Annotated in this window: 22 protein-coding genes; 12 read left to right on the forward strand and 10 right to left on the reverse strand. The window is 74.1% G+C overall.

The features are described 5' to 3' along the window. Window positions 1–120 precede the first annotated feature (120 nt). Together AB5J54_RS10435 and AB5J54_RS10440 are read left to right on the forward strand one after the other, a co-directional pair. Window positions 121–1,053, forward strand: a complete 933-nt coding sequence (locus AB5J54_RS10435) for a pseudouridine-5'-phosphate glycosidase (RefSeq protein WP_369143634.1) — start codon at window positions 121–123, stop codon at window positions 1,051–1,053. Next, window positions 1,050–1,964 (forward strand): carbohydrate kinase family protein, encoded by a 915-nt coding sequence (locus tag AB5J54_RS10440; RefSeq protein WP_369143635.1) that lies wholly within the window; start codon window positions 1,050–1,052, stop codon window positions 1,962–1,964. The genes AB5J54_RS10435 and AB5J54_RS10440 overlap by 4 nt, the downstream gene beginning before the upstream one ends. A 69-nt stretch (window positions 1,965–2,033) precedes the next feature. Here the strand turns inward: AB5J54_RS10440 and AB5J54_RS10445 are convergent, their stop codons facing one another. Beyond that, the gene (locus tag AB5J54_RS10445) at window positions 2,034–2,669 is read right to left on the reverse strand and encodes a uridine kinase (protein WP_369143636.1); all 636 of its coding nucleotides are present in this window, start codon (window positions 2,667–2,669) and stop codon (window positions 2,034–2,036) included. 116 nt (window positions 2,670–2,785) lie between these two features. On the opposite strand from AB5J54_RS10445, the gene AB5J54_RS10450 reads away from it, so the two are divergent. The 3 genes from AB5J54_RS10450 to AB5J54_RS10460 are packed head-to-tail and all read left to right on the forward strand — an operon-like array spanning window position 2,786 to window position 4,375. Beyond that, window positions 2,786–3,202, forward strand: coding sequence for a VOC family protein (locus AB5J54_RS10450; protein WP_369143637.1), 417 nt, complete (start codon window positions 2,786–2,788; stop codon window positions 3,200–3,202). A 46-nt stretch (window positions 3,203–3,248) separates the two neighbouring features. Next, window positions 3,249–4,001: an SDR family NAD(P)-dependent oxidoreductase gene (locus tag AB5J54_RS10455; protein ID WP_369143638.1), complete on the forward strand. Its 753-nt coding sequence runs from the start codon at window positions 3,249–3,251 to the stop codon at window positions 3,999–4,001. Window positions 4,002–4,027: 26 nt separating this feature from the next. Continuing rightward, complete coding sequence (locus tag AB5J54_RS10460; protein ID WP_369143639.1) at window positions 4,028–4,375, forward strand: MerR family transcriptional regulator; 348 nt, start codon at window positions 4,028–4,030, stop codon at window positions 4,373–4,375. A gap of 2 nt (window positions 4,376–4,377) precedes the next feature. Here the strand turns inward: AB5J54_RS10460 and AB5J54_RS10465 are convergent, their stop codons facing one another. Further along, window positions 4,378–5,031 (reverse strand): winged helix-turn-helix transcriptional regulator, encoded by a 654-nt coding sequence (locus tag AB5J54_RS10465; RefSeq protein WP_369143640.1) that lies wholly within the window; start codon window positions 5,029–5,031, stop codon window positions 4,378–4,380. Between the two features lie 90 nt (window positions 5,032–5,121). On the opposite strand from AB5J54_RS10465, the gene AB5J54_RS10470 reads away from it, so the two are divergent. The 3 genes from AB5J54_RS10470 (at window position 5,122) to AB5J54_RS10480 (ending at window position 7,563) form a co-directional block, all read left to right on the forward strand. Beyond that, window positions 5,122–6,333 carry a pyridoxal phosphate-dependent aminotransferase gene (locus AB5J54_RS10470; RefSeq protein ID WP_369143641.1) on the forward strand — a complete coding sequence of 404 codons (1,212 nt, stop codon included), beginning with the start codon at window positions 5,122–5,124 and terminating at the stop codon, window positions 6,331–6,333. 68 nt (window positions 6,334–6,401) lie between these two features. Next, window positions 6,402–6,860, forward strand: coding sequence for a hypothetical protein (locus tag AB5J54_RS10475; protein WP_369143642.1), 459 nt, complete (start codon window positions 6,402–6,404; stop codon window positions 6,858–6,860). Between the two features lie 13 nt (window positions 6,861–6,873). Further along, complete coding sequence (locus tag AB5J54_RS10480) at window positions 6,874–7,563, forward strand: DUF2293 domain-containing protein (RefSeq protein WP_369143643.1); 690 nt, start codon at window positions 6,874–6,876, stop codon at window positions 7,561–7,563. A gap of 47 nt (window positions 7,564–7,610) precedes the next feature. Here the strand turns inward: AB5J54_RS10480 and AB5J54_RS10485 are convergent, their stop codons facing one another. From AB5J54_RS10485 to AB5J54_RS10495, 3 genes are all read right to left on the reverse strand, one after another. Then, window positions 7,611–8,453, reverse strand: coding sequence for a chaplin (locus AB5J54_RS10485; protein WP_369143644.1), 843 nt, complete (start codon window positions 8,451–8,453; stop codon window positions 7,611–7,613). 243 nt (window positions 8,454–8,696) lie between these two features. Then, window positions 8,697–9,977 (reverse strand): SWIM zinc finger family protein, encoded by a 1,281-nt coding sequence (locus tag AB5J54_RS10490; protein WP_369143645.1) that lies wholly within the window; start codon window positions 9,975–9,977, stop codon window positions 8,697–8,699. Then, complete coding sequence (locus AB5J54_RS10495; RefSeq protein ID WP_369143646.1) at window positions 9,974–12,826, reverse strand: DEAD/DEAH box helicase; 2,853 nt, start codon at window positions 12,824–12,826, stop codon at window positions 9,974–9,976. The genes AB5J54_RS10490 and AB5J54_RS10495 overlap by 4 nt, the downstream gene beginning before the upstream one ends. A gap of 187 nt (window positions 12,827–13,013) precedes the next feature. Between AB5J54_RS10495 and AB5J54_RS10500 the strand changes: the two genes are divergently transcribed. Then, on the forward strand, window positions 13,014–13,349 hold the full coding sequence (locus AB5J54_RS10500; protein WP_369143647.1) for a hypothetical protein: 336 nt from the start codon (window positions 13,014–13,016) through the stop codon (window positions 13,347–13,349). A gap of 95 nt (window positions 13,350–13,444) precedes the next feature. Then, window positions 13,445–13,714, forward strand: a complete 270-nt coding sequence (locus AB5J54_RS10505) for a DUF6343 family protein (RefSeq protein ID WP_369143648.1) — start codon at window positions 13,445–13,447, stop codon at window positions 13,712–13,714. Window positions 13,715–13,753: 39 nt separating this feature from the next. On the opposite strand, the gene AB5J54_RS10510 is transcribed toward AB5J54_RS10505, so the two are convergent. From AB5J54_RS10510 to rpsA, 4 genes are all read right to left on the reverse strand, one after another. Further along, window positions 13,754–14,122, reverse strand: coding sequence for a tetratricopeptide repeat protein (locus AB5J54_RS10510; protein ID WP_369143650.1), 369 nt, complete (start codon window positions 14,120–14,122; stop codon window positions 13,754–13,756). A gap of 88 nt (window positions 14,123–14,210) precedes the next feature. Continuing rightward, window positions 14,211–14,825, reverse strand: a complete 615-nt coding sequence (gene coaE, locus AB5J54_RS10515; RefSeq protein ID WP_369143651.1) for a dephospho-CoA kinase — start codon at window positions 14,823–14,825, stop codon at window positions 14,211–14,213. 31 nt (window positions 14,826–14,856) lie between these two features. Next, window positions 14,857–15,795 carry a PAC2 family protein gene (locus AB5J54_RS10520; RefSeq protein WP_369143652.1) on the reverse strand — a complete coding sequence of 313 codons (939 nt, stop codon included), beginning with the start codon at window positions 15,793–15,795 and terminating at the stop codon, window positions 14,857–14,859. Window positions 15,796–15,970: 175 nt separating this feature from the next. After that, window positions 15,971–17,482 (reverse strand): 30S ribosomal protein S1, encoded by a 1,512-nt coding sequence (rpsA, locus tag AB5J54_RS10525; protein ID WP_015032828.1) that lies wholly within the window; start codon window positions 17,480–17,482, stop codon window positions 15,971–15,973. Between the two features lie 346 nt (window positions 17,483–17,828). On the opposite strand from rpsA, the gene AB5J54_RS10530 reads away from it, so the two are divergent. Further along, on the forward strand, window positions 17,829–18,668 hold the full coding sequence (locus AB5J54_RS10530) for a class I SAM-dependent methyltransferase (protein ID WP_369143653.1): 840 nt from the start codon (window positions 17,829–17,831) through the stop codon (window positions 18,666–18,668). Window positions 18,669–18,770: 102 nt separating this feature from the next. Beyond that, the gene (hrpB, locus tag AB5J54_RS10535; RefSeq protein WP_369143654.1) at window positions 18,771–21,317 is read left to right on the forward strand and encodes an ATP-dependent helicase HrpB; all 2,547 of its coding nucleotides are present in this window, start codon (window positions 18,771–18,773) and stop codon (window positions 21,315–21,317) included. Here the strand turns inward: hrpB and AB5J54_RS10540 are convergent. Next, window positions 21,301–22,296, reverse strand: coding sequence for a DUF3068 domain-containing protein (locus tag AB5J54_RS10540; RefSeq protein WP_369143655.1), 996 nt, complete (start codon window positions 22,294–22,296; stop codon window positions 21,301–21,303). The genes hrpB and AB5J54_RS10540 overlap by 17 nt on opposite strands. Window positions 22,297–22,305: the final 9 nt, after the last annotated feature.

The following is a 22,305-nucleotide window of genomic DNA, read 5'->3' on the forward strand; positions in this document are numbered from 1 at the left end:
CGGCCGTCGCCGTCGCCTCGGGAAGGGAGCCGGTCACGGATTCCGCAGGCGGGGTCGGGCGTGTGGCAGGAGGTCGCCAACGAGGTTTGCGGGGCCGGTGATCGCGCCAAGGAATGGGACATGTCCACACAGGTGTCCGAAGAGGTACGGGAGGCGCTCCACGAGGGCCGGCCCGTCGTCGCGCTGGAATCGACGATCATCGCCCACGGCCTGCCGCGCCCGCGCAACCTCGCCGTGGCGACGGAGCTGGAGGAGTCGGTACGGGCCGGGGGCGCCGTCCCCGCCACGATCGCGGTCGTCGACGGCACGGCCAGGATCGGCCTCGACCGGGCCGCCCTGACCAGGATCGCCGAGGACCCGTCGGTGCGGAAGCTGGGCCACCGCGACCTGGCCCCGGCCCTGGCGACCGGGGCGACGGGGGCGACGACGGTCTCGGCGACGGCCTGGCTGGCGGACGCGGCCGGCATACGGGTGTTCGCGACGGGCGGGCTCGGCGGCGTCCACCGCGAATGGAGCGAGACCCAGGACGAGTCCGCGGACCTGCGGCTGCTCGCCCGGGTCGGGATCACCGTGGTGTGCGCCGGGGTCAAGTCGATCCTCGACGTGCCCGCGACGCTCCAGCGCCTGGAGACCCTGGGGGTGACCGTCGTCGGCTACGGCACGGAGCACTTCCCCGGCTTCTACCTCTCCTCCTCGGGCGAGCCCGTCGACTGGACCCTGCGCACCCCCGCGGAGGTGGCCGGGGTGATACGGGCGCAGGACGCCCTGGACGGCCCCCGGGCCGCGCTCGTCGTGGCCAACCCGGTGCCGGTGGCCGAGCAGTTGGATCCGGCGCTGCACGACCGGGTGCTCGCGCGCGGCCTCGCGGCGGCGAAGGAGAAGGGGATCACCGGGCAGGCGGTGACGCCGTTCCTCCTCGAATACCTGACGGTGCACACGGAAGGGGCGTCCCTGGAGGCCAACCTCGCGGCGGTACGGGGCAATGTGCGGCTCGCGGCGAGCATCGCGGCGGCGTACGCGTCGGGGGCGGCGCCCGGCGCCGGCGGCCGGTGACCCGGGCCGGGGGCGCGCTGCTCGTCGTCGGGGACGTGGTCACGGACGTCGTCGCCCGGCACCGGACACCGCTCGCCCCGGCGACGGACACGGCGGCGGAGATACGGACCCTGCCGGGCGGCGCCGGGGCCAACGCGGCCTGCTGGGCGGCGCGTTCGGGCGGCGGGGAGGTGCGGCTGCTCGGCCGGGTGGGGACGGACGCGGCCGGCTGGCACGAGCGGGCGCTGCGGAGTGCGGGCGTGCGCCCCCTGCTCGTCCCGGACGCGGACGCGGCGACGGCCACCGTGATCGCGCTCGTGGACGGCTCGGCGGAGCGCACCTTCCTGACGGACAGCGGCGCCGCGCTGCGCCTCTCCCCCGCCGACTGGTCGCCGGGGCTCCTGGACGGCGTGGCCCGGCTGCACCTCTCGGGGTACCTGTTCTTCGCCGCGCCGAGCCGCGAGACGGCCTGCCGGGCGCTGCGGGACGCGCGGGCGGCGGGGATCCCGGTGAGCGTGGACCCGGCGTCGGCGGGGTTCCTCGCGGAGCTGGGCGCGGACCGGTTCCTCGCGGCCGCGGAGGGAGCCGAGACGCTGCTGCCGAACGCCGACGAGGCCCGGTCGCTCACCGGGTGCGGGGAACCGGAGTCGGCGGCCGCGGAGCTGAGCCGGCGCTTTCCGCTGGTCGTGGTCACCCTCGGGGCGGCCGGCGCGCTGGTCGCCGAGGCCGGCGCGGTCACCGCGCGGGTGGCGGCGCCCCCGGTGCGGCCGGTGGACTCGACGGGCGCGGGCGACGCGTTCACCGGGGCCTTCCTGGCGGCGCGGCTCACGGGCGAGGACCCGGCGCGGGCCGCCGAGGCGGGCTGCCGCGCGGGCGCGGAGGCGGTCACCACGGTGGGCGGCAGACCCCCGACCGGCCCGGGCGACGGGTAGGCCCCGCGAGCCCGGCATGATCCGAAAGACAAGCCCCCGCCCGGCCCAGGCGGGGCTTCCGGACAGGCCCTAGGTCTTCAGGCCCGTCCAGGCCGGGTGGCGCGGGTCGTCGGCGCGGACGACGGCGTCCGCCGCCTCGGCGGGGCCGACCTCCATCTCGTACCGGGCGAAGGCGGGCAGGGTCCAGGGCTCCTCCGTGCGCCGGGCGAGGGCGCCGGGCGTGAGGCGCAGATGCACGGTGAGGTCGAAGGGGAACCAGTGGCCGAGCAGGAAGGTCCCGTGCAGCACGAGCACCCCGCGCGGCGGCAGCGTGACGTACGGGCTGCGGGTGGCGCGGTCCGTGGCCGGGTCCCACAGGTCGGGCAGCACGCGCCCGGTGCCGCCGGGGTCCAGCGGCCCGAAGACCTCCCGCCACAGGGCCCCGGTGTCGGTCCACCCGCTGTAGTACGCGTCGGGGTCCTGCTTCCCGTATTCGTACCGGAGGGAAGCGGGCCGCAGGAAGCCGCCGGTGCTCACGACCTGGACCGCTCGGCCGCGCGTGCGCAGCGCTTCGGCGAGGAGCCCGGCGAGCTCGCCGGCGGGTGCGGCGGGCGGGCCGTCGATGCCGACCTTGAGCCAGTCGTCGCCCGCCGCCGCGGGGGACGCGTCGAGGTGGCCGGCGAGCGTCTCGGCCAGCCGGTCCCAGGTGATCGCCTCGTATCGCATGCCGTCCATCCTGCCTGCCCCTCCCACCCCTGACGTGTACCGGCCGACATCTTCGGCCGTACGGTGACCTGGTCGCGCGACCGCTCGGCATGCACGGAGGAGAGGTGTGGTTCCCCATGAGCCGGCGTCAGGAAGCCCTGCCCTACGACACCACGGAGGCGACGACACCCTTCGGTCTCGGGCTGCACCATGTACAGCTCTCCCTGCCGCCGGGCGAGGAGGAGGCGTGCCGCCGCTTCTACGTGGACGTGCTCGGCATGACCGAGATCCGCAAGCCACCGGTCCTCGCGGCGCGCGGCGGTCTGTGGGTGCGCTCGGACGCGCTGGAGATCCATCTGGGCGTCGAGGAGGACTTCCGGCCGGCCCGGAAGGGACACCCGGGGATCCTGGTCGCCGACCTCGACGGTCTGGCCGAGCGGCTGGCCGGCCGGGGCGTCGAGGTGATGTGGGACGACAACTTCCCGGGCCACCGCCGCTTCTACGTCGCGGACTGCCACGGGAACCGGCTGGAGTTCCTGAGCCCCCAGCACTGAGCCGGGCTTGACCTTGTCACTGGCGTCAGGGTTCGACCATCGGCTCATGGACACCACCACTTCCAGCAGGGTCGTCGTCGTCACGGGTGCGGGCACCGGCATCGGCCGGGCCACCGCGCGCTCCTTCGCCGGGCAGGGGGCGACGGTCGTCGCCGTCGGCCGCCGGGCGGAGCCGCTGCGGGAGACCGCCGAGGGGCACCCTGGCATCCACCCGCTCGCCGCCGACATCACGGCGGAGGGCGCGGCCGAGGAGATCGTCCGTGCCACGCTCGCGGCCCACGGCCGGCTCGACGTCCTCGTCAACAACGCCGGGATCGCCGCCGGCGGCCCGCTCGGCACCCTCGACCGTTCCGTGATCGCCCCGCTGTTGGAGACGAACCTCGTCGCCCCGGTCCTGCTCACCCAGGCGGCCGTCCCCGCGCTCCGGGAGTCCCGGGGCGTCGTGGTGAACGTGACGACGACGATCGGCCAGCGCGGCTGGCCCGGCAACTCCGTCTATCCGGCGACCAAGAGCGCCATGGAGACCCTGACCCGCTGCTGGGCGGTGGAGCTCGCGCCGGCCGGTGTCCGGGTCGTGGCGGTCGCGCCCGGTGCGATCGAGACGCCGATCGCGGACCACATGGGCCTCTCCCCCGAGCAGCGCAGGGCGGTGCGGGAGTGGCAGCTCGCGCACACCCCGCTGGGCCGGGTCGGCAGGCCCGAGGAGGTCGCCTGGGCGATCACCTCGCTCGCCGCTCCGGACGCCGCCTTCCTGACCGGCACCGTGCTGCCCGTCGACGGGGGCGCGCTGGTGTCGTGATACGACTGCGCGGGGAGGTGGCGTCCTTGCGCATCGGTGAACTGGCCCGGCGGACCGGGGTGTCGGCCCGCTCGCTGCGGCACTACGAGCAGGCGGGGCTGATCGCGTCGGTCCGCGCGGCCAACGGGTACCGGGTGTACGAGGAGACGGCCGTCGCGCGGGTGTCGAACATCCGGTACCTGCTGGACGCGGGGTTCACGCTGGACGACGTGTCCGCGTTCCGTACGTGTCTGGACGGGGACATCTCGGCGGCTCCGCCCTCCGCCCGCGCCCTGGAGATCGCCCGTGAGCGGCTCGCCGTGATCGACGCGCGCATCGCGGCCCAGACGGCGGCCCGCGACCGCCTGGCGAAGGCGCTGGCCGCGCAGTCCTGAGCTCAGGCCGACGCGACGACCGACGCGACGACCGGGGCGACGACCGGCGCGGGGCGTTCCAGCACGGCGCGGCCCGCGTCGACCGCCGCGCCGAGCGTCAGCTCGCCCGCCGCGAGGGCCCGGCAGGTCGCCGCGTCGGTCCGGAGCCGGGCGTCGGGGGCCTCCACCGCTCCGTCACCGTAGCCCACGACCCCGTCCGCCCCGAGCCGCACATGGAACTCGCCCTCGTCGAGGGTCACCTGGACGACTCCCGCGCCGAGCTCCGTGAGCGCGCCGAGGAGCGGGATCGCGTACCAGTGGGCGCGGACCGCGTCGGTGGGCCGGGGCTCGCCGAGGTCGGGCGCGCCCCAGGCGGCGAGGGTGCGCAGGACGGGCAGCAGGTCGCGTCCGCGCGGGGTGAGTTCGTACACGTACGCCGAGACGGGCGGGGGCAGCCGGCGTCGGGTGACGAGCTCGGCGCTCTCCATGTCCTTGAGGCGGCCGGCGAGCATGTCGGTGCTGACGCCGGGCAGATCGGCGTGGAGGTCGGTGTAGCGGCGCGGCCCGGCGAGGAGTTCGCGGACGACGAGCAGGGTCCAGCGGTCGCCGACGAGGTCGAGGGCGCGCGCGGCGGCGCAGTGCTGGTCGTAGCTGCGGCGGCGTGGCTGACGTGGCATGCGACGCAGTCTAGACATGTTGTTGGACTTTCCAAGCTCGAACTTGGTAAAACCAAGCAACATTGATTCCGGGGACCTGGGAGGTCGGACATGGAGTTCCGGCAGTCGAGCAAGCTGAACGAGGTCTGCTACGAGATCCGCGGCCCGGTGATCGAGCACGCCAACGCCCTGGAGGAGGCGGGCCACAGCGTCCTGCGCCTCAACACCGGAAATCCGGCGCTCTTCGGCTTCGAGGCCCCCGAGGAGATCGTCCAGGACATGATCCGGATGCTCCCCAAGGCCCACGGCTACACCGACTCGCGCGGCATCCTCTCCGCCCGGCGCGCGGTCGCCCAGCGCTACCAGTCCATGGGCCTGCCGGACGTGGACGTCGACGACGTCTTCCTCGGCAACGGCGTCTCCGAGCTGATCTCGATGGCCGTCCAGGCCCTCCTGGAGGACGGCGACGAGGTCCTCGTACCGGCCCCCGACTACCCGCTGTGGACGGCGGTGGTCACGCTCGCGGGCGGCAGGCCGGTGCACTACCTGTGCGACGAGTCCGCCGACTGGTACCCGGACCTCGACGACATGGCGTCGAAGATCACCGACCGCACCAAGGCCATCGTCGTCATCAACCCCAACAACCCCACGGGCGCCGTCTACCCGAAGGAGGTCCTGGAGGGCATCTTCGAACTCGCCCGGCGCCACGGCCTGATGGTCTTCGCCGACGAGATCTACGACCAGATCGTCTACGACGAGGTCGTCCACCACCCGGCCGCCTCCCTCGCCCCCGATCTGGTCGTCCTCACCTTCGGCGGGCTCTCCAAGACCTACCGGGTCGCGGGCTTCCGCTCGGGCTGGCTGGTCGTCACCGGCCCCAAGCAGCACGCGAAGAACTACCTGGAGGGCCTCACCATGCTGGCCTCCATGCGGCTCTGCCCCAACGCCCCAGCCCAGTACGCCATCCAGGCCGCGCTCGGCGGCCGGCAGTCGATCCACGAGCTCACGGCCCCGGGCGGCCGCCTGCGCGAACAGCGCGACCGGGCCTGGGAGAAGCTCAACGAGATCCCGGGTGTGTCCTGCGTGAAGCCGAAGGGCGCCCTGTACGCCTTCCCGCGCCTCGACCCCGCCGTGCACAGGATCCACGACGACGAGAAGTTCGTCCTCGACCTGCTGCTGCGGGAGAAGATCCAGGTGGTGCAGGGCACCGGCTTCAACTGGCCGCGCCCGGACCACTTCCGCATCCTGACCCTGCCGTACGCCGATGACCTCGACGCCGCCATCAGCCGCATCGGCCGCTTCCTGAGCGGCTACCGGCAGTGACGTCCGGCCCCCTCTGCTGTCATGATCTAGAGGTCTGAAGGCCGAGGAGAACGGGAGGGCGGCCGGTCATGGATGCGGCGCTGATAGCCGTGGTGGGAACCCTGTTGGGCGTCGTCTTCACGCACTGGTTCCAGGGGCGGGCCACCGAGCGCACGGCCGCGCTCGCCCGCACCGAACAGCTCCGGCAGGAACGGATCGCGACCTACAGCGCCTTCGCGGGTGCGGTCGTCGACTACCGGCACAGCCAGAACGACCGCTGGTTCCGGACGCGGCAGCAACCCGGCTCCGAGGAGGCGGAGGAGTCCCGGCACGCCTCCTACCGGCAGCGCACCGCCGCCCGGCAGGCCCTCTTCCGCGTCCAGCTGGTGTGCGACGACCCGGAGGTCCGGCGGCTCGCCGAGGCGGCCTTCGTGGATTCCCACTGCATGCACGAGGCGGTCGACGAGGCGGACCGAGCCCACCGCTCCGAGCAGGCGAAGGAGGCGCTCGCCGTGTTCATCGCCGCCGCCGCGCCCGGCGTCCGCTGACCGGGGACCGGCCGTGGACCTCGTCGCGCCCGTCGTCGTCGAACCGCTCAGGCGCCGCCGCTGCTCGGAATGCCACCGGGGGCCGCTGGAGCGGATGATCGTCGAGTTCAACGCGCCGGTCTGCCTGGACTGCGCCGATCTCGGCCATCTGATCTTCCTGCGCCGGGGCGACACCGCGCTCACCCGCCGCGCCCGGGAGGCCAGCACGCTCTGGGCCGTGGTCGTACGGCACAACCGGCGCCGTACCCGGTACGAGCGCCAGGGCCTGCTCGTCGAGGAGGCCGCCCTCGCCGAGGCGGAACGGGCCTGCCTGGCGGACGCGGACGCACGGGCCGCGCGGCGGGCCCGGGACGCGGTGCGGCGCGCCGCCCTCGACGCCGAGATCACCCAGGTCCTCCGGGCGGAGATCCTGCGGCTCTTCCCGTCCTGCCCGGCCGACCGGGCCACGGAGATCGCCGTCCACGCCTCGGCGAAGGGCAGCGGACGGGTGGGGCGCACGGCCGCGGGCCGCTCGCTCGACCGCGGCGCGGTCACCGCCGCGGTACGAGCCTCCGTACGGCACGTGGACACGCCGTACGACTCCCTGCTGATGCAAGGGGTTCCCCGGCACCAGGCCCGGACACGGATCGCGCCCGCCATCGAGGCGGTGCTCCGGACCTGGCGCCAGGACGACGGGACCGCGGGCGGCCGGGGACGCGGCTGACGGCTCGGGCGTCAGCCGGCGTCGGACGGGCCGCGTGGGGCGGACCCTCAGGCCTGGTCGGCGGCCCGGCGTGCGCGGCGGTACAGCAGGGCGCCACCGAGGAGCAGCGCGGCGCTCGCGGGAGCGGCGTAGCCCAGGGCGTCCGCACCCGTGGCGGCCAGCGAGGCGGTGCTGGTCTCACCCTGCGGCGCGGGGGCCGGGGCGGCCGGGGGGACGCTCTCGGAGCGCGGCACCGGCACGTTGCGCACGGGGGTCTGCGGGCGCGGCGTCGGCGTCTCGATCGGCTGCTCGGGCTTGGCCGGGCCGTTCACCGAGGTGTTGCCGAAGACCGGGTTGAGGATGCCGACCACGTTGGCCGAGTTCCCGCTGAGGTTCACGGGGAGGTCGAGGGGCAGCTGGAGGCCGTTCCCGGAGAGCACGCCCGGGGAGCCCGCGGCGTGGCTCTCGGCGGTGGACCCGCCACCGTTGGAGGAGCCGCCGCCGTGGGAGGACCCGCCCTGGGAGCCGCCGCCGTGGGAGGAGCCGCCCCCGTGGGAGCCGCTCTGGGAGCCGCCGGCCTGCTCGCCGCCGCGCGGGGTGCCGGGCTGGTCCTTGTGGGAGCCGCTGCCGCCGTTCTCGTCCCCGTACCCCCCGGCCTCGCGCTCCGTGGAGCGGTTGGCACAGCTGTTGCCGAAGGCCGGGTTGAGCAGCCCCACGACGCTGACGGTGTTGCCACATGCGTTGACCGGCACGTGCACCGGCAGCTGGATCGTGTTGCCGGAACCGACTCCCGGCGAACCGACCGCGGCGCCCTCGGCGCCGGCGTCGGCGTGCGCGGCGCCCGCCGAGAGGGCGAGCGCGCCGCCCGTGACCAACAGTGTGGCCAGACCACTTCGGCGAATCTGCCTCATGGCTTCCTGCCTTCCGGAGGTGTACACGGGCAAGTGCCCGTACCGGAATCAACGCGACAAACGTGTGCACCGGATCCGGCCGTTGATGGGTTTCACCCCATCGAGTGGGACTCCGTTCGAGTGTCGGGTCAACACCCGTCGACACCCGACGCTCCCGTCCACACCCGACGCTCCCGTCCACACCCGACGCTCCCGTCCACGCCGGTCGCTCCCGTCCACGCCCTGAAGACCCGTCAGCGTCCGTCAACGCCCCAGGAGGTCGGTGAGGGCGCCGACCGGGTCCGGGTCGGGGGCGCCGCGCGGCCACCAGTCCTCGCGGCCGGCGTCCGACTCGTACCCGTACCAGAGCCCGTCCCGGCCGAGCCGCAGCTGGAGGGACTCCCCGGAGAGCCGGTTGCGCCAGGGCCGGAACGCCGGGAAGTCGGCGGCGAGCAGCGCGGGTCTGGCCCGGTCGAACGGGCCGGCCGGCGGATCCCAGGGCTCTTCGAGGACGGCGAGACCCGCCGCGCCGCCCTGCCGCCAGGCGGCGACGGCGCGGGCGAGGTCCGTGGGGGTGCGGTCGAGGGCGTACGCCAGGTCGCGGTAGAGCGCCCGCGACGAGGCGGTGAGTCCGGAGCCGGGGTGCGCGGCGGCCAGCCGGACCGCGTCCTGCCAGGGGGTGAGCGCGGCGACCGGGTCGTGGCCGGTGGCGAGGAAGACGTGCGCCCGGGCGGCGGCCTCGGTCGCGAGGAGGTCGAGCGCGAGCGGATCGGGAGCGTCCGGGTCCGGTGGGAAGACGGCCGGGCGACCGGGCCGGTCCGGGACGGGCAGCTCGGGCGGCAGCGGCGGCAGCCCGGGCCCGGTGGCCGCGTCGAGTGCGATCCGGGCGGCCACCGTGGGCATCGGCGGGGCGGCGGCGCCCGCCTCGGCGGCACCCCGGGCGGCGTTCCGCCGGGTGAGTTCGGCCAGGAGCTCCTGCTCCCCTCGGCCGCGCATCAGGAAGAGGACGAACGGGTCCTCGTCGAGGAGACGGGCGGCCTGGTAGCAGAGGGCGGCGGCGTGCTTGCAGGGGTAACCGTCGTCCGGGCAGGAGCAGTCGGGGACGAGGTCGCCCGGCACCGGCAGCAGTCCGGTGACCGCCTCCAGGGCGTGCGGCACGTCCTTGTCGAGGAGGGCGGCGATGTGGTCGGGGCGCGCGGCGGCCTCGTCGAGGAACCGCTCCCAGCCGTCGTCGCCGAGCGTCCGCATCCTGATCTCGGTGCGGTACGGGCGGGGCCGGGTGCCGTGCACGTAGGCGACGACCCGGCCGGGGGTGACCGTGATCGCGTCGACGTGACCGCGCCCCGCATAGGCCTTGCCGCGCGCGAGCCGGGCCGGGTCGAGCGCGGTGTTCTCCAGGGCCGTGACCCAGGCGTTCCCCCACCAGGTGGCGGCGAACCGGCCGTCGGGGGCCGAGCGCGGCGCGAGCTGCGGGAAGGTACGGCGGCGGTCGTCGTGGCGGAGGGCGGCGCCCCGTGCGACCCGCGCGCCCCTGGCGTGGTTCACGAGGGCCTCCTCAGGGACACCAGGTCGGCGAGCTCCCGGTCGGTGAGCTCGGTGAGGGCGGCCTCGCCGGAGCCGAGGACGGCGTCGGCCAGGGCCCGTTTGGCGCGGAGCATCTCGGCGATGCGGTCCTCGACGGTCCCCTCGGCGACGAGCCGGTGGACCTGCACCGGCTGGGTCTGCCCGATGCGGTAGGCCCGGTCGGTGGCCTGCTCCTCGACGGCCGGGTTCCACCAGCGGTCGTAGTGGACGACATGGCCGGCCCGGGTGAGGTTGAGGCCGGTGCCCGCGGCCTTCAGGGAGAGCAGGAAGACGGGGACCTCGCCGGCCTGGAAGCGGTCGACCATCCGCTCCCGCTCGGCCACCGGCGTGCCGCCGTGCAGGAGTTGTGCCGGGATGCCGCGGGCGGCCAGGTGGTCGGCGAGGAGCCGCGCCATCGACACGTACTGGGTGAACACGAGCACGGACCCGTCCTCCGCGAGGATCGTGTCGAGGAGCTCGTCGAGCAGGGCGAGCTTCCCGGAGCGGCCGGCGAGCCGGGCGGTGCCGCTGCCGCGCGGCGCCTGCTCCTTGAGGTACTGCGCGGGGTGGTTGCAGATCTGCTTCAGCGAGGTCAGCAGGCTCATGACGAGGCCGCGGCGGGCGATGCCCTCGGCGCCCTCGATCCGCGTCATGGTCTCGCGGACCACCGCCTCGTAGAGCGAGGCCTGCTCCCGCGTGAGGGCGACCGGGTGGTCGGACTCCGTCTTCGGCGGGAGTTCGGGGACGATGCCGGGGTCGGACTTGCGGCGGCGCAGCAGGAAGGGCCGCACCAGCCGGGCGAGCCGCTCGACGGCCTCCTCGTGCTCGATCTCCTCGTGGTTCTCCACGGCCCGGGCGTGCCGGGAGCGGAAGGCCTTGAGCGGGCCGAGGAGACCGGGGGTGGTCCAGTCGAGGAGCGCCCAGAGTTCGGAGAGGTTGTTCTCCACGGGGGTGCCGGTGAGGGCGACCCTGGCGGGCGCGGGGATCTCACGGAGCGCCTTGGCGGTCGCGGAGAACGGGTTCTTGACGTGCTGGGCCTCGTCGGCGACGACCATCCCCCACTCCCGCTCGGCGAGGCGGGCGGCGCTGGTGCGCAGGGTGCCGTAGGTGGTGAGGACGAAGCCGCCCTCGGTGCCGTCGAGGTCACGGTCCGTGCCGTGGAAGCGCCGGACGGGCACGTCGGGGGCGAACTTCCGCACCTCCCGCTGCCAGTTGCCGAGGAGGGAGGCCGGGCAGACGACGAGGGTGGGGGCGCGGCGGGCGCGGCGCAGGTGGAGGGCGATGAGGGTGACGGTCTTGCCGAGGCCCATGTCGTCGGCGAGGCAGCCGCCGAGGCCGAGCGAGGTCATCAGGTCCAGCCAGGCGAGGCCGCGGAGCTGGTAGTCGCGCAGGGTGGCGGTGAGGCCGGGCGGGGCCTGCACGTCCTCGGGGCCGGCCAGGAGCCGGTCGCGGAGCGCGGCGAGGGCCCCGACGGGCACGGCGGGGACGGACTCGCCGTCCACCTCGGCGGTGCCGGTGAGCGCGGCGGCGAGGGCGTCGACCGGTTCGAGCAGGCCGAGCTCCCGCTTGCGCGCCTTGCGGACGAGGGCGGGGTCGACGACGACCCACTGGTCGCGGAGGCGCACGATGGGCCGGTGGGCCTCGGCCAGGAGGTCCATCTCACGCTCGGTGAGCGGGTCGCCGTCGAGCGCGAGCTGCCAGTTGAACCGGAGCAGCTCCTCGCTGTCGAAGAAGGAGGTGCCGTCGGTGGCGGAGCCGGGCGCGGCCTGGGCGGGGCGGACGACGGCGGAGGCGCTGAGCGAGCGGGCGAGCTCGCGCGGCCAGTGGAGGGCGACCCCGGCGTCGGCGAGGCGGGCGGCGGCCGGGCCGAGCAGTTCGTACAGCTCGTCCTCGGTGACGGCGAGGACGTCGGGCACGTCCCGCTCCAGGAGCCGGGCGAGCGGGGGCCAGACGCGGGCGGCCCGGCGCAGGGCGAGGACGGCGTCGATCCGGGCGCGGGGCCCGAAGTGCTCGCCGTCTCCCTCCCACAGGTCCGTGGCGTCGATGACGAGGGTCGGGTCGGCGAGGCTGTGGATCTGCAGGAGCGCGGCGGCGGCGTGCCGGTCCCCGTCGGCGATGCCGGAGGGGTCGGCGGCATCGGCGGTGTCGAAGAGTTCGTACGGCGAGAGGTCGAGACGGAGCGAGACCCGCACCCCCGCGTCCATCCCGGCCGCGGCCTCGGCGGCCCAGGCACGCGCGCGGGGCAGGTGCTGCGGGGCGCGCGCCGCGAACGGCGCGCCGACCGCGTGGGCGGCGGCGGGCGTGCGGGGCAGCACGTCGGCGACCGCGTCGAGGAAGGCCCGTACCAGAGCCTCGGGCTCGGGCAGCCGCAGCGGGCCGCGTCCCGGCACCGGCACCGCGTACCCCTCGTACGGCAGGGCGGCGGCGACGGCCCGCAGGTGGGCGATGTCCTCGGCGTCCAGGGGTCCGGCCCGCCAGGCGTCCAGGTCGTCCGCGGTCAGCCCCGGCAGCAGCCGACCGCGGGAGGCGAGGTGCAGGGCGTGCAGGGCGGCGGCGCCCCAGCCGGCGGTGGCGGGGTGCGCGGCCGGATGGTGGCGGGCCGCGACGAGATGCGGCAGCGCGGCCTCGACGGGCAGGATCACGGCGGGCACCGAGCGGCCCCGGGCGCCGCTGCCGTGGCGCCTGGCCACGGTCAGCTCGGCCCGCTCCGCCCCGCTCGCCGCCGGGTCCGGCAGCGGGCCGCCGTCGGGGGCCCAGAACGCGACCCGGCCGTCACGCGGAAGGGCGGCCGGCAGGAAGACGGCGGCGCTGGTCGTCCAGGTGTGTGTCACGGCTCCGCTCCCCTCCCGTCGGTGTTGCTTTCTCCTGGACCTCCGACCTTACGGGTGGGGTCTGACAACGGGCGTCGCCCGGGTTCCCCCGGGCGGCCCAACAGCGGATGACAGCCGCCCGCGCGGGCGGCATGGTGGCCTGAAACGACTCGACAGCCTGAAACGACTCGACAGAAGAGGATCCGCCATGTCCGTTCGCCGGCGTCTCACGACCGCCACCGGGGCCGTGCTGCTCACTCTCGCCGTCGCCGGCTGCTCGGGCCTCGGCCGCAGCACCGTGGGCACGATCGAGTACGAGACGCAGCGTGAGCTCCTGGTCAGCGTGACGAGCCCCTCCGTGAACGGCTGCCACCGCCTGGCCCCCTCAGGAGTGACCAAGGTCCGGAACAACTCCCTGACGGACATCGTGATGTACCGGACCCGCGACTGCACGGGCGGGAACTCGATCTACGTGGCCACCAACACCGCGAACTGGACCGCCCCCGACACCCTGCCCTGGCGCAGCTACAGCGTCGTCCACTGAGCGGCCGCTCGGGCCTCCCTGCGACCGTTCCGTTTCCCCCACCCCGGGTACATGCTGGAAGTGACCTCGGGGATCCGAGGGGAGATGCGACCGTCATGCGGAGCGGGAACGAGCCGGCCAACGCGCGCAGTGCGCTGCGCCTGCGGTTCTGGCTGAGCATGTGGGGGCTGCTCTGGGCAGCCTTCGGCACGACCGTGTTCTCCCTGGTGGAGCGCCCCGGCTGGGCCGCGGCCTGCGGGGTGCTGTTCCTGGTGGCCATGGTCGACCTCGTGGTGGTGCTGCACCACATCCACCAGGGCGCGCACTGGCAGCCGGGCCGGAGCATCCCGCCGTATGAACCCGATCACGGCGGTCCGCGACGCTGACGCCGCCGCCCGCTCGGTCCGCCCGCTCGGTCCGCCCGCTCAGTTCCGGGTGTCGAAGCCCGCCGCCTGGAGGTACTCCGGCTTCGGGTCCAGCGCGGCGGCGAGGCGGAAGTGCCGCATGGCCTGGGCGGTCTGCCCGGAGCGCTCGAAGGTGCGGCCCAGCGCGAAGTGGGCGAAGGCGTTGTCCGGCTCGCGCTCCAGGACCAGCTCGAACTCCAGCTGCGCCGGGCGCAGCTGTGCGGCGGCGAAGAACGCCCGGGCCCGCAGCAGGCGCGCCGCCGTGTTCTCGGGATGGGCTGCGATCACCGAGTCCAGCAGCTTCACGGCCCCGCGAGGGTCCCGCGCGGCCAACAGGTGCTCGGCGGCGCGGAAGTCGATGACGTGCGTTTCCGGGTTGCTGTCGGCCACGATGGCATCCTTCCCCTCGACCGGTGGTTGAACACCGGCCCCGGCGGCCGCATTCCGCCGTGGCCCGCCACGCTGCCGGGGCCTGGTCCTAGGCGTCCTCGGCGGGGAGCCCGGCGCGGCGCTCCAGTTCCTCCCAGACCTTGCGCACCTGGGGCTCCAGCGCGTCGAGCGGTCCGTCGTTGTCGATCACGAGGTCGGCGACGGCCAGCCGCTGCGCGCGCGTGGCCTGGGCGGCCATCCGGGCCTCGGCCTCTGCCGCGGCCATGCCCCGCAGCCGTACGAGCCGGTCGAGCTGGGTCTCGGGGGAGGCGTCCACGACGACGACCAGGTCGTACAGCGGCGCCAGCCCGTTCTCGGTGAGCAGCGGTACGTCGTGGATGACGACGTCCCCGGTGCCCGCGCGGCTCTCCAGCTCCGCCGACCGGGCCCCGACCAGGGGGTGGACGATGGCGTTGAGGGTGGCGAGCCGGTCGGCGTCGGCGAAGACGATGGAGCCGAGCTTCGGCCGGTCGAGCGTCCCCTCCGCGGTGAGGACGCCGTCCCCGAAGGCCGCCACGACGGCCGCGAGCCCCGGGGTCCCGGGCTCGACGACCTCGCGCGCGATCCGGTCCGCGTCGATCAGTACGGCTCCGTACGAGACGAGCAGCCGTGACACTTCGCTCTTGCCGGCGCCGATCCCGCCGGTCAGGCCCACCTTCAGCATGAGCGGCAGCTTAGGGCCTGCCCGGGACGGGCTAGGCGTCGCCCTCCCGCTCCGCGAGGAAGCGCTCGAACTCCCGCCCCAGCTCGTCGGCCGACGGCAGGTCGACCGGCTCGGCGACCAGGCTGCCGCGCGTCTCGGCGCCGGCCGCCGCGTCGTACTGGTGCTCAAGGCCCTGCACCAGCGCGACCAGCTCCTCGTCGCCCTCGCCGATCTGGCGGTCGATCTCGGTCTGGGTGCGCCGGGCCTCGGTCCGCAGGGAGTGGGCGACGCCGGGGAGGACGAGGCCGGTGGCGGCGGTGACGGCCTCCAGGGCGGTCAGGGCCGCGTCCGGGTACGGGGACCGGGCCACGTAGTGCGGGACGTGCGCGGCGACGCCGAGCGTGTCGTGGCCGGCCTCGGTGAGCCGGTACTCGATCAGGGATTCGGCACTGCCGGGGACCTGCGCCTCGTCGAAGGGGCTGCGGTGCCCGGGCATGAGGTCGGTGCGGCTGCCGTGCGGGGTGAGGCCGACGGGGCGGGTGTGCGGCACGCCCATGGGGATGCCGTGGAAGTTGACGGAGAGGCGCACGCCGAGGCGCTCGATGATCTGCCGGACGGCGACCGCGAACCGCTCCCACTCGACGTCCGGCTCGGGGCCCGAGAGGAGGAGGAAGGGCGCGCCGGTGGCGTCCTGCACGAGGCGGACCTCGATGGACGGCGTCTCGTACGCGGTCCAGCGGTCGCGCCGGAAGGTGAGCAGCGGGCGGCGGGCGCGGTAGTCCACGAGCCGGTCGTGGTCGAAGCGGGCCACCAGCTGGTGCGGGAGGGTGTCGAGCAGTCGGTCGACGATCTGCTCGCCGGTCTCGCCTGCGTCGATGTAGCCGTCGAAGTGGTACAGCATGACCAGCCCGGCCGACTCCTGCGCCAGGGCCAGGTCGACGACGGCCACGCCCTTCGGGTCCCATTCGTACAAATCCTGGGGATCAAGCACGATTACCGCTCCTCCTCGTGTTCTCTCTGGAAACGCCGCGCGGGGCACGGCCATTCCCCCATCGCGTGATCTTCCGGAGGCGGAGTGGGTGAACTGCGGAAACGGCCGAGGCCCGCTCCCCCGAAGGGGAACGGGCCTCGGTTCGCTAGCGGCTAGCGCTCAGCGGAGAGCCTGTTCAGCTCTGGCCGCCGGCGAGCTTCTCGCGGAGGGCGGCGAGCGCCTCGTCCGACGCCAGGGCGCCGGAGTTGTCGTCCGACTCCGAGGAGTACGAACCACCCGAGATGCCCGCACCGGCGTTGCCGGCGGCCGGGGCGGCAGCACCCTCGGCAGCGGCGGCCTCGTCGGCCTCGCGGGACTTGATGACCTGAGCCTGGTGCTGCTCGAAGCGAGCCTGCGCCTCGGCGTACTGGGTCTCCCAGGCCTCGCGCTGGGTCTCGAAGCCCTCGAGCCAGTCGTTGGTCTCGGGGTCGAAGCCCTCGGGGTAGATGTAGTTGCCCTGGTCGTCGTAGGACGCGGCCATGCCGTACAGGGTCGGGTCGAACTCGACCGAGGCCGGGTCGGCACCGAAGGACTCGTTGGCCTGCTTCAGCGAGAGGCTGATGCGACGACGCTCGAGGTCGATGTCGATGACCTTGACGAAGATCTCGTCGTTGACCTGGACGACCTGCTCCGGGATCTCCACGTGGCGCTCGGCCAGCTCGGAGATGTGGACCAGACCCTCGATGCCCTCGTCCACGCGGACGAACGCACCGAACGGAACCAGCTTGGTGACCTTACCCGGGACGACCTGACCGATCTGGTGCGTACGGGCGAACTGCTGCCACGGGTCCTCCTGCGTCGCCTTCAGCGACAGGGAGACACGCTCGCGGTCCATGTCGACGTCGAGAACCTCGACGGTGACCTCCTGGCCGACCTCGACAACCTCGGACGGGTGGTCGATGTGCTTCCAGGACAGCTCGGAGACGTGCACGAGACCGTCGACGCCACCCAGGTCCACGAAGGCACCGAAGTTGACGATCGAGGAAACGACGCCGGAGCGGACCTGACCCTTCTGCAGGGTGGTGAGGAACGTCTGGCGAACCTCGGACTGGGTCTGCTCGAGCCAGGCACGGCGGGACAGGACCACGTTGTTGCGGTTCTTGTCCAGCTCGATGATCTTCGCCTCGAGCTCCTTGCCCACGTAGGGCTGGAGGTCGCGGACACGACGCATCTCGACGAGGGAGGCCGGCAGGAAGCCACGGAGGCCGATGTCGAGGATGAGACCACCCTTGACGACCTCGATGACGGTACCGGTGACGATGCCGTCCTCTTCCTTGATCTTCTCGATGGTGCCCCAGGCGCGCTCGTACTGGGCACGCTTCTTCGAGAGGATCAGGCGGCCTTCCTTGTCCTCCTTCTGGAGAACCAGGGCCTCGATCTCGTCGCCGACCTTGACGACCTCGTTCGGGTCGACGTCGTGCTTGATCGAGAGCTCGCGGCTCGGGATGACGCCTTCGGTCTTGTAACCGATGTCGAGCAGGACCTCGTCCCGGTCGACCTTCACGATGACGCCGTCGACGATGTCGCCGTCGTTGAAGTACTTGATCGTCTCGTCGATCGCGGCGAGGAAGGCTTCCTCGTTACCGATGTCGTTGACCGCAACCTGCGGGGTGGTGCTGGTGGCGGTGGTCTCGGTGCTGCTCGTCATGTGGGAAAGGGCTCCGGTTACGGACAGAAAGTCGTAGGTACTGCTACGCCGAGAGCCCGTATCGCACCAAGAAGCCGGACAGCCAATGAAGCGCCCTTCCGCGAACGGGAGGGAACCTCGAGAACCGAGGGGACATACAACAGGTACGAGCGCGGCCTGCTCCGTCTGAGGCGCGCAGGCCCGCAGCGCAACCTTTAGCATACGGGGGCAGCCGGACAGGGTCAATGCGCGAAGCGCGCACCCAGGGCAGATCTGCTCAATTCCGGCACGACTCACGGCCCTTGCGCCACCACGGCGGGGGTCCGCGGCACGGCGGCACTGAGCGCAAACTACATCGGCGGGCGAGATGAACCAAGAGTACGGACACGAAGACGCGGTCGACGGGGACGCCGAGGAGGCCGAGGCGACCCGGCGTGACGCGGGGGACGCGGAGAGCAGCCGGGCGAGCCGGGGCTGGTGGGACCGGAACGCCGACGAGTACCAGAGCGACCACGGCTCCTTCCTGGGCGACGACCGCTTCGTCTGGGGTCCGGAGGGGCTCGACGAGGCCGAGGCCGGGCTCCTCGGTCCCGCCGACGCGCTGAAGGGCCTCGACGTCCTGGAGATCGGCGCGGGCGCGGCGCAGTGCTCGCGGTGGCTGGCCGCCCAGGGCGCGCGGCCGGTGGCCCTCGACCTCTCGCACCGGCAGCTCCAGCACGCGCTGCGGATCGGCGGGGAGGTGCCGCTGGTGGAGGCGGACGCGGGGGCGCTGCCCTTCCGGGACGGCTCCTTCGACCTGGCGTGCTCGGCGTACGGCGCGGTGCCGTTCGTCGCGGACCCGGTGCGGGTCTTCCGTGAGGTTCGGCGGGTGCTGCGGCCGGGCGGCCGCTGGGTCTTCTCGGTGACGCACCCGATCCGCTGGGCGTTCCCGGACGAGCCGGGTCCCGAGGGCCTCTCGGTCGCCGCCTCGTACTTCGACCGCACGCCGTACGTCGAGCAGGACGAGCAGGGCCGGGCGGTGTACGTGGAGCACCACCGGACCCTCGGGGACCGGGTGCGGGACGTGGTGGCCGGCGGCTTCCGGCTCGTGGACCTGGTCGAGCCGGAGTGGCCGGCCTGGAACAGCCAGGAGTGGGGCGGCTGGTCCCCGCTGCGGGGGAATCTGATCCCGGGGACGGCGATCTTCGTCTGCGAGCGGGACGACTAGCCCCGCGAGAGGACCGGTCCCGCGAGACGACCAGTCCTATTAATGGAGGGCCCTGTGGACAACGGGGCCCTCCCTTTTCTTCGCACGTACGAGACTGAGTGCGTGATCCGAAACGACGCACTCGACCGTCTCCCTGTCCGCCATGCCGTCCCCGAGCTGCTCGCCGCGCTCGCGGAGCGCGGCGCGGCGGTGCTGTCCGCTCCTCCCGGCACCGGCAAGACGACGCTGGTTCCGCTGGCCCTCGCGGGGCTCATAGGGGACGGACCGGAGCGCCGGGTGCTGGTCGCCGAGCCGCGGCGGATGGCGGTGCGGGCGGCGGCCCGGCGGATGGCCTGGCTGCTCGGCGAGGAGGTCGGCGGCGCGGTCGGCTTCTCGGTGCGCGGCGAGCGGCGGAGCGGCCCCGCGACCCGGATCGAGGTGGTGACGACGGGCATCCTGCTCCAGCGGCTCCAGCGCGATCCGGAGCTGGCGGGCGTGGACGTGGTGCTGCTCGACGAGTGCCATGAGCGGCATCTCGACGCCGACACGGCCATGGCCTTCCTGGTGGACGTGCGGGCGACGCTGCGACCGGAGCTGAAGCTCGTCGCGGCCTCCGCGACGAGCGATGCCGAGGCCTGGGCGGAGCTGCTCACGGTCCTGGACGGGGGCGGGCCCGCGCCGGTGGTGTGGAGCGAGGAGGCGGGCCACGGGTACGCGGTGCGGTTCGCCGCGCCGCCGGCCGGGATCAGGCCCGCGCACGGCACCTGGGTGGATCCCGCCCTGCTGCGCCATGTGGCGTCGACGGTCCGGCTCGCGCTGGAGCGGCACGAGGGCGACGTCCTGTGTTTCCTGCCGGGTACGGGCGAGATCGCGCGGACGGCCGGGCTGCTCGACGGGGTCGACGCGGAGGTCCTCCAGCTGCACGGGCGGGCTCCGGCCGCCGTGCAGGACGCGGTGCTGCGGGGTGCCGGGCCGGACGGGCGGCGGCGGGTGGTGCTCTCGACGTCGGTGGCGGAGTCGAGCCTGACGGTTCCCGGGGTGCGGATCGTGGTGGACTCGGGGCTCGCGCGGGAGCCCCGGACGGACCACGCCCGGGGTCTCGGGTCCCTCGCGACGGTGCCGGTGTCGACGGCTGCGGCGACTCAGCGGGCGGGGCGCTCGGGTCGTGAGGAGGCCGGTGTCGTCTACCGCTGCTGGGCTGAGGCGGAGGACGGCGCCCGGGCGCGGTTCCCCTCGCCGGAGATCAGGATCGCCGACCTGGCGGACTTCGCGCTGCGGGCCGCCTGCTGGGGCGACCCTACGGCGGAGGGGCTCGCGCTGCTCGACGCGCCGCCGGCCGGGGCGATGGCGGCGGCCCGCCAGGTCCTCGGCTCGATCGGGGCCGTGGACGCGGACGGCCGGGCCACGGAGCGGGGTGTGCGGATGTCCCGGCTCGGGCTGCACCCGCGGCTGGGGCGCGCGCTCCTGGACGGCGCGGCCGAGGTCGGGGTCCGGCGGGCCGCGGAGGTGGTGGCGCTGATCGGCGAGGAGCCGCCGCGCGAGTACGGGGACGACCTGGTGGCCGCGTGGCGCACGGCACGCCGGGGCACCGACGGGTACGGCGCGCGATGGCGGACGGAGGTACGCCGCCTGGAGCGGTCGGCGGGCGAGGCGCTGGGCGGTGGCGGGGCGGTCGCGGGGCCGGAGGGCGACGACCTGGTGGCCGGGCTCGTGACGGCGCTGGCGTTCCCGGAGCGGGTGGCCAGGGCGCGGGAGCAGGGTGGCTATCTGATGGCGTCCGGGAGCGGGGCGCGGCTTGCCGAGGGGTCCGGGCTGCGGTCCAGCCCGTGGCTCGCCGTGGCGGTGGCGGACCGCACCGCCAGGGACGCCACGGCGCGGGTGCGGCTCGCGGCCGTGGTGGACGAGGCCACGGCGTGCCGGGCGGCCGGGCATCTGCGGAGCACCGGCGAGGAGGTCCACTGGGAGGACGGGGACGTGGTCGCGCGGTCGGTGGACCGTCTGGGCGCGGTCGAGCTGACGGTCCGGCCCCTGGGTTCCGGGGCGGAGCCCGCTCTCGTACGGGAGGCGCTGCTCGACGGTCTGCGGCGCGAGGGGCTCGGGCTGCTGCGGTGGCGCCGGGAGGCCGGGGAGCTGCGCGAGCGGCTCGCCTTCCTCCACCGGGAGCTGGGAGAGCCCTGGCCGGACGTGTCGGAGGGGGCGCTGGTCGACCGGGCCGGGGAGTGGCTGGAGCCGGAGCTGTCCCGGGCGTCGCGCCGGGCCGATCTGGGGCGGATCGACGCCGGGGAGGCACTGCGGCGGCTGCTGCCGTGGGCGTCGGGCGAGGCGGTGCGCCTCGACGAGCTGGCGCCGGAGCGGATCGAGGTGCCGAGCGGTTCGCGGATACGGGTCGAGTACGGCGGCGAGCGGCCGGTGCTCGCGGTGAAGCTCCAGGAGATGTTCGGTCTGGCGGAGACGCCCCGGGTGGCGGGGGTCCCGGTGCTCGTCCATCTCCTCTCCCCCGCGGGCCGGCCGGCGGCGGTCACGGCCGACCTGGCGTCGTTCTGGCGGGACGGCTACCGCGCGGTGCGGGCGGAGCTGCGGGGGCGCTATCCGAAGCACCCGTGGCCCGAGGATCCGTCCGCGGCGGTGCCGACCCGGCACACCAGCGCCCGGCTCAGAGGGGAGCGCTGACCGGGGCCGGGACGGGGGCGGCGGGCGGCTCCGGCTCGGGGCGGCGCGAGCGGGCCTCCAGCCAGAGGGCGAGGGCGAGGAGGGCGAGGGCCAGGACGGTGAGGCTCCACGGGATGTAGGAGACGAGCATGAGGACCATGAGGCGGTTGGAGGAGACCAGCTCGCCGACGCTCTCCAGGTAGTCCTCGCGCATCTTCACGTGGCCGGCGAAGACGGTGAGGGTGTCCTGTCCCATCAGCTTCTTGGCATTGCGGAGCTCCTCCTTGTGGATCTCCTCGCCGTTGACGGGGGCTCCGGTGACCGGCTCGATCCAGAACATGCGCTTGGTCGTGTACCAGCGGGTGAGGCCCGAGTCGGCGAGGATCTTCGGGGTGATGCCCTTGACCGGCATGGCCTTGGGCATGGGGACCTGGGTCCAGGGGATGGTCTGCTCGAAGTAGTAGACCTCCATGCCGCGGAAGGTGCGGGTGCCCTTGTAGTGGATGGGGGCCGCGGTGCGGGTCTGGGCGTCGAAGTACTGGTAGTCGCGCTTCTCGGTGAGGAAGGGGAACTTGAACTCGATGCCCTCGCGGCGGACCGGGTCGCCGTCGACGGATTCGCCGGTGGCGTGGACGGGGTCCTGGGTGTGGGCGTCGAAGATGTACCGCTCGGGGACCTGGGAGACCATCTTGCCGTCGGGCCCGGTGACGTAGGCGAGGGCGTCCCAGACGACGACGTCGCGCCCGGCGTCGCGTTCGATGCGCCGCGACTCCTCCACGTTGCCCTTGAGGGTCTGGATGATCGTGATCTTGTCGACCTTCTCGGCCTTGAGGGTGGAGTAGTTGAGGAGGGTCGCGGGCCGCGCCTCCAGAACGGTGTCCTGGTACTGGTTCGCCGGGATCTTCGCCAGGCGGGGGAAGGCGTACCAGCGCAGGGTCGGGGCCATCGCGGCGCAGAAGACGGCGAGGGCGAGGAGGACGAGGCTGGCTCGGCGGCGCACGGTCCTCCC

It is taken from the genome of Streptomyces sp. R44 (genome assembly GCF_041053105.1).
Taxonomy (GTDB): Bacteria; Actinomycetota; Actinomycetes; order Streptomycetales; family Streptomycetaceae; genus Streptomyces.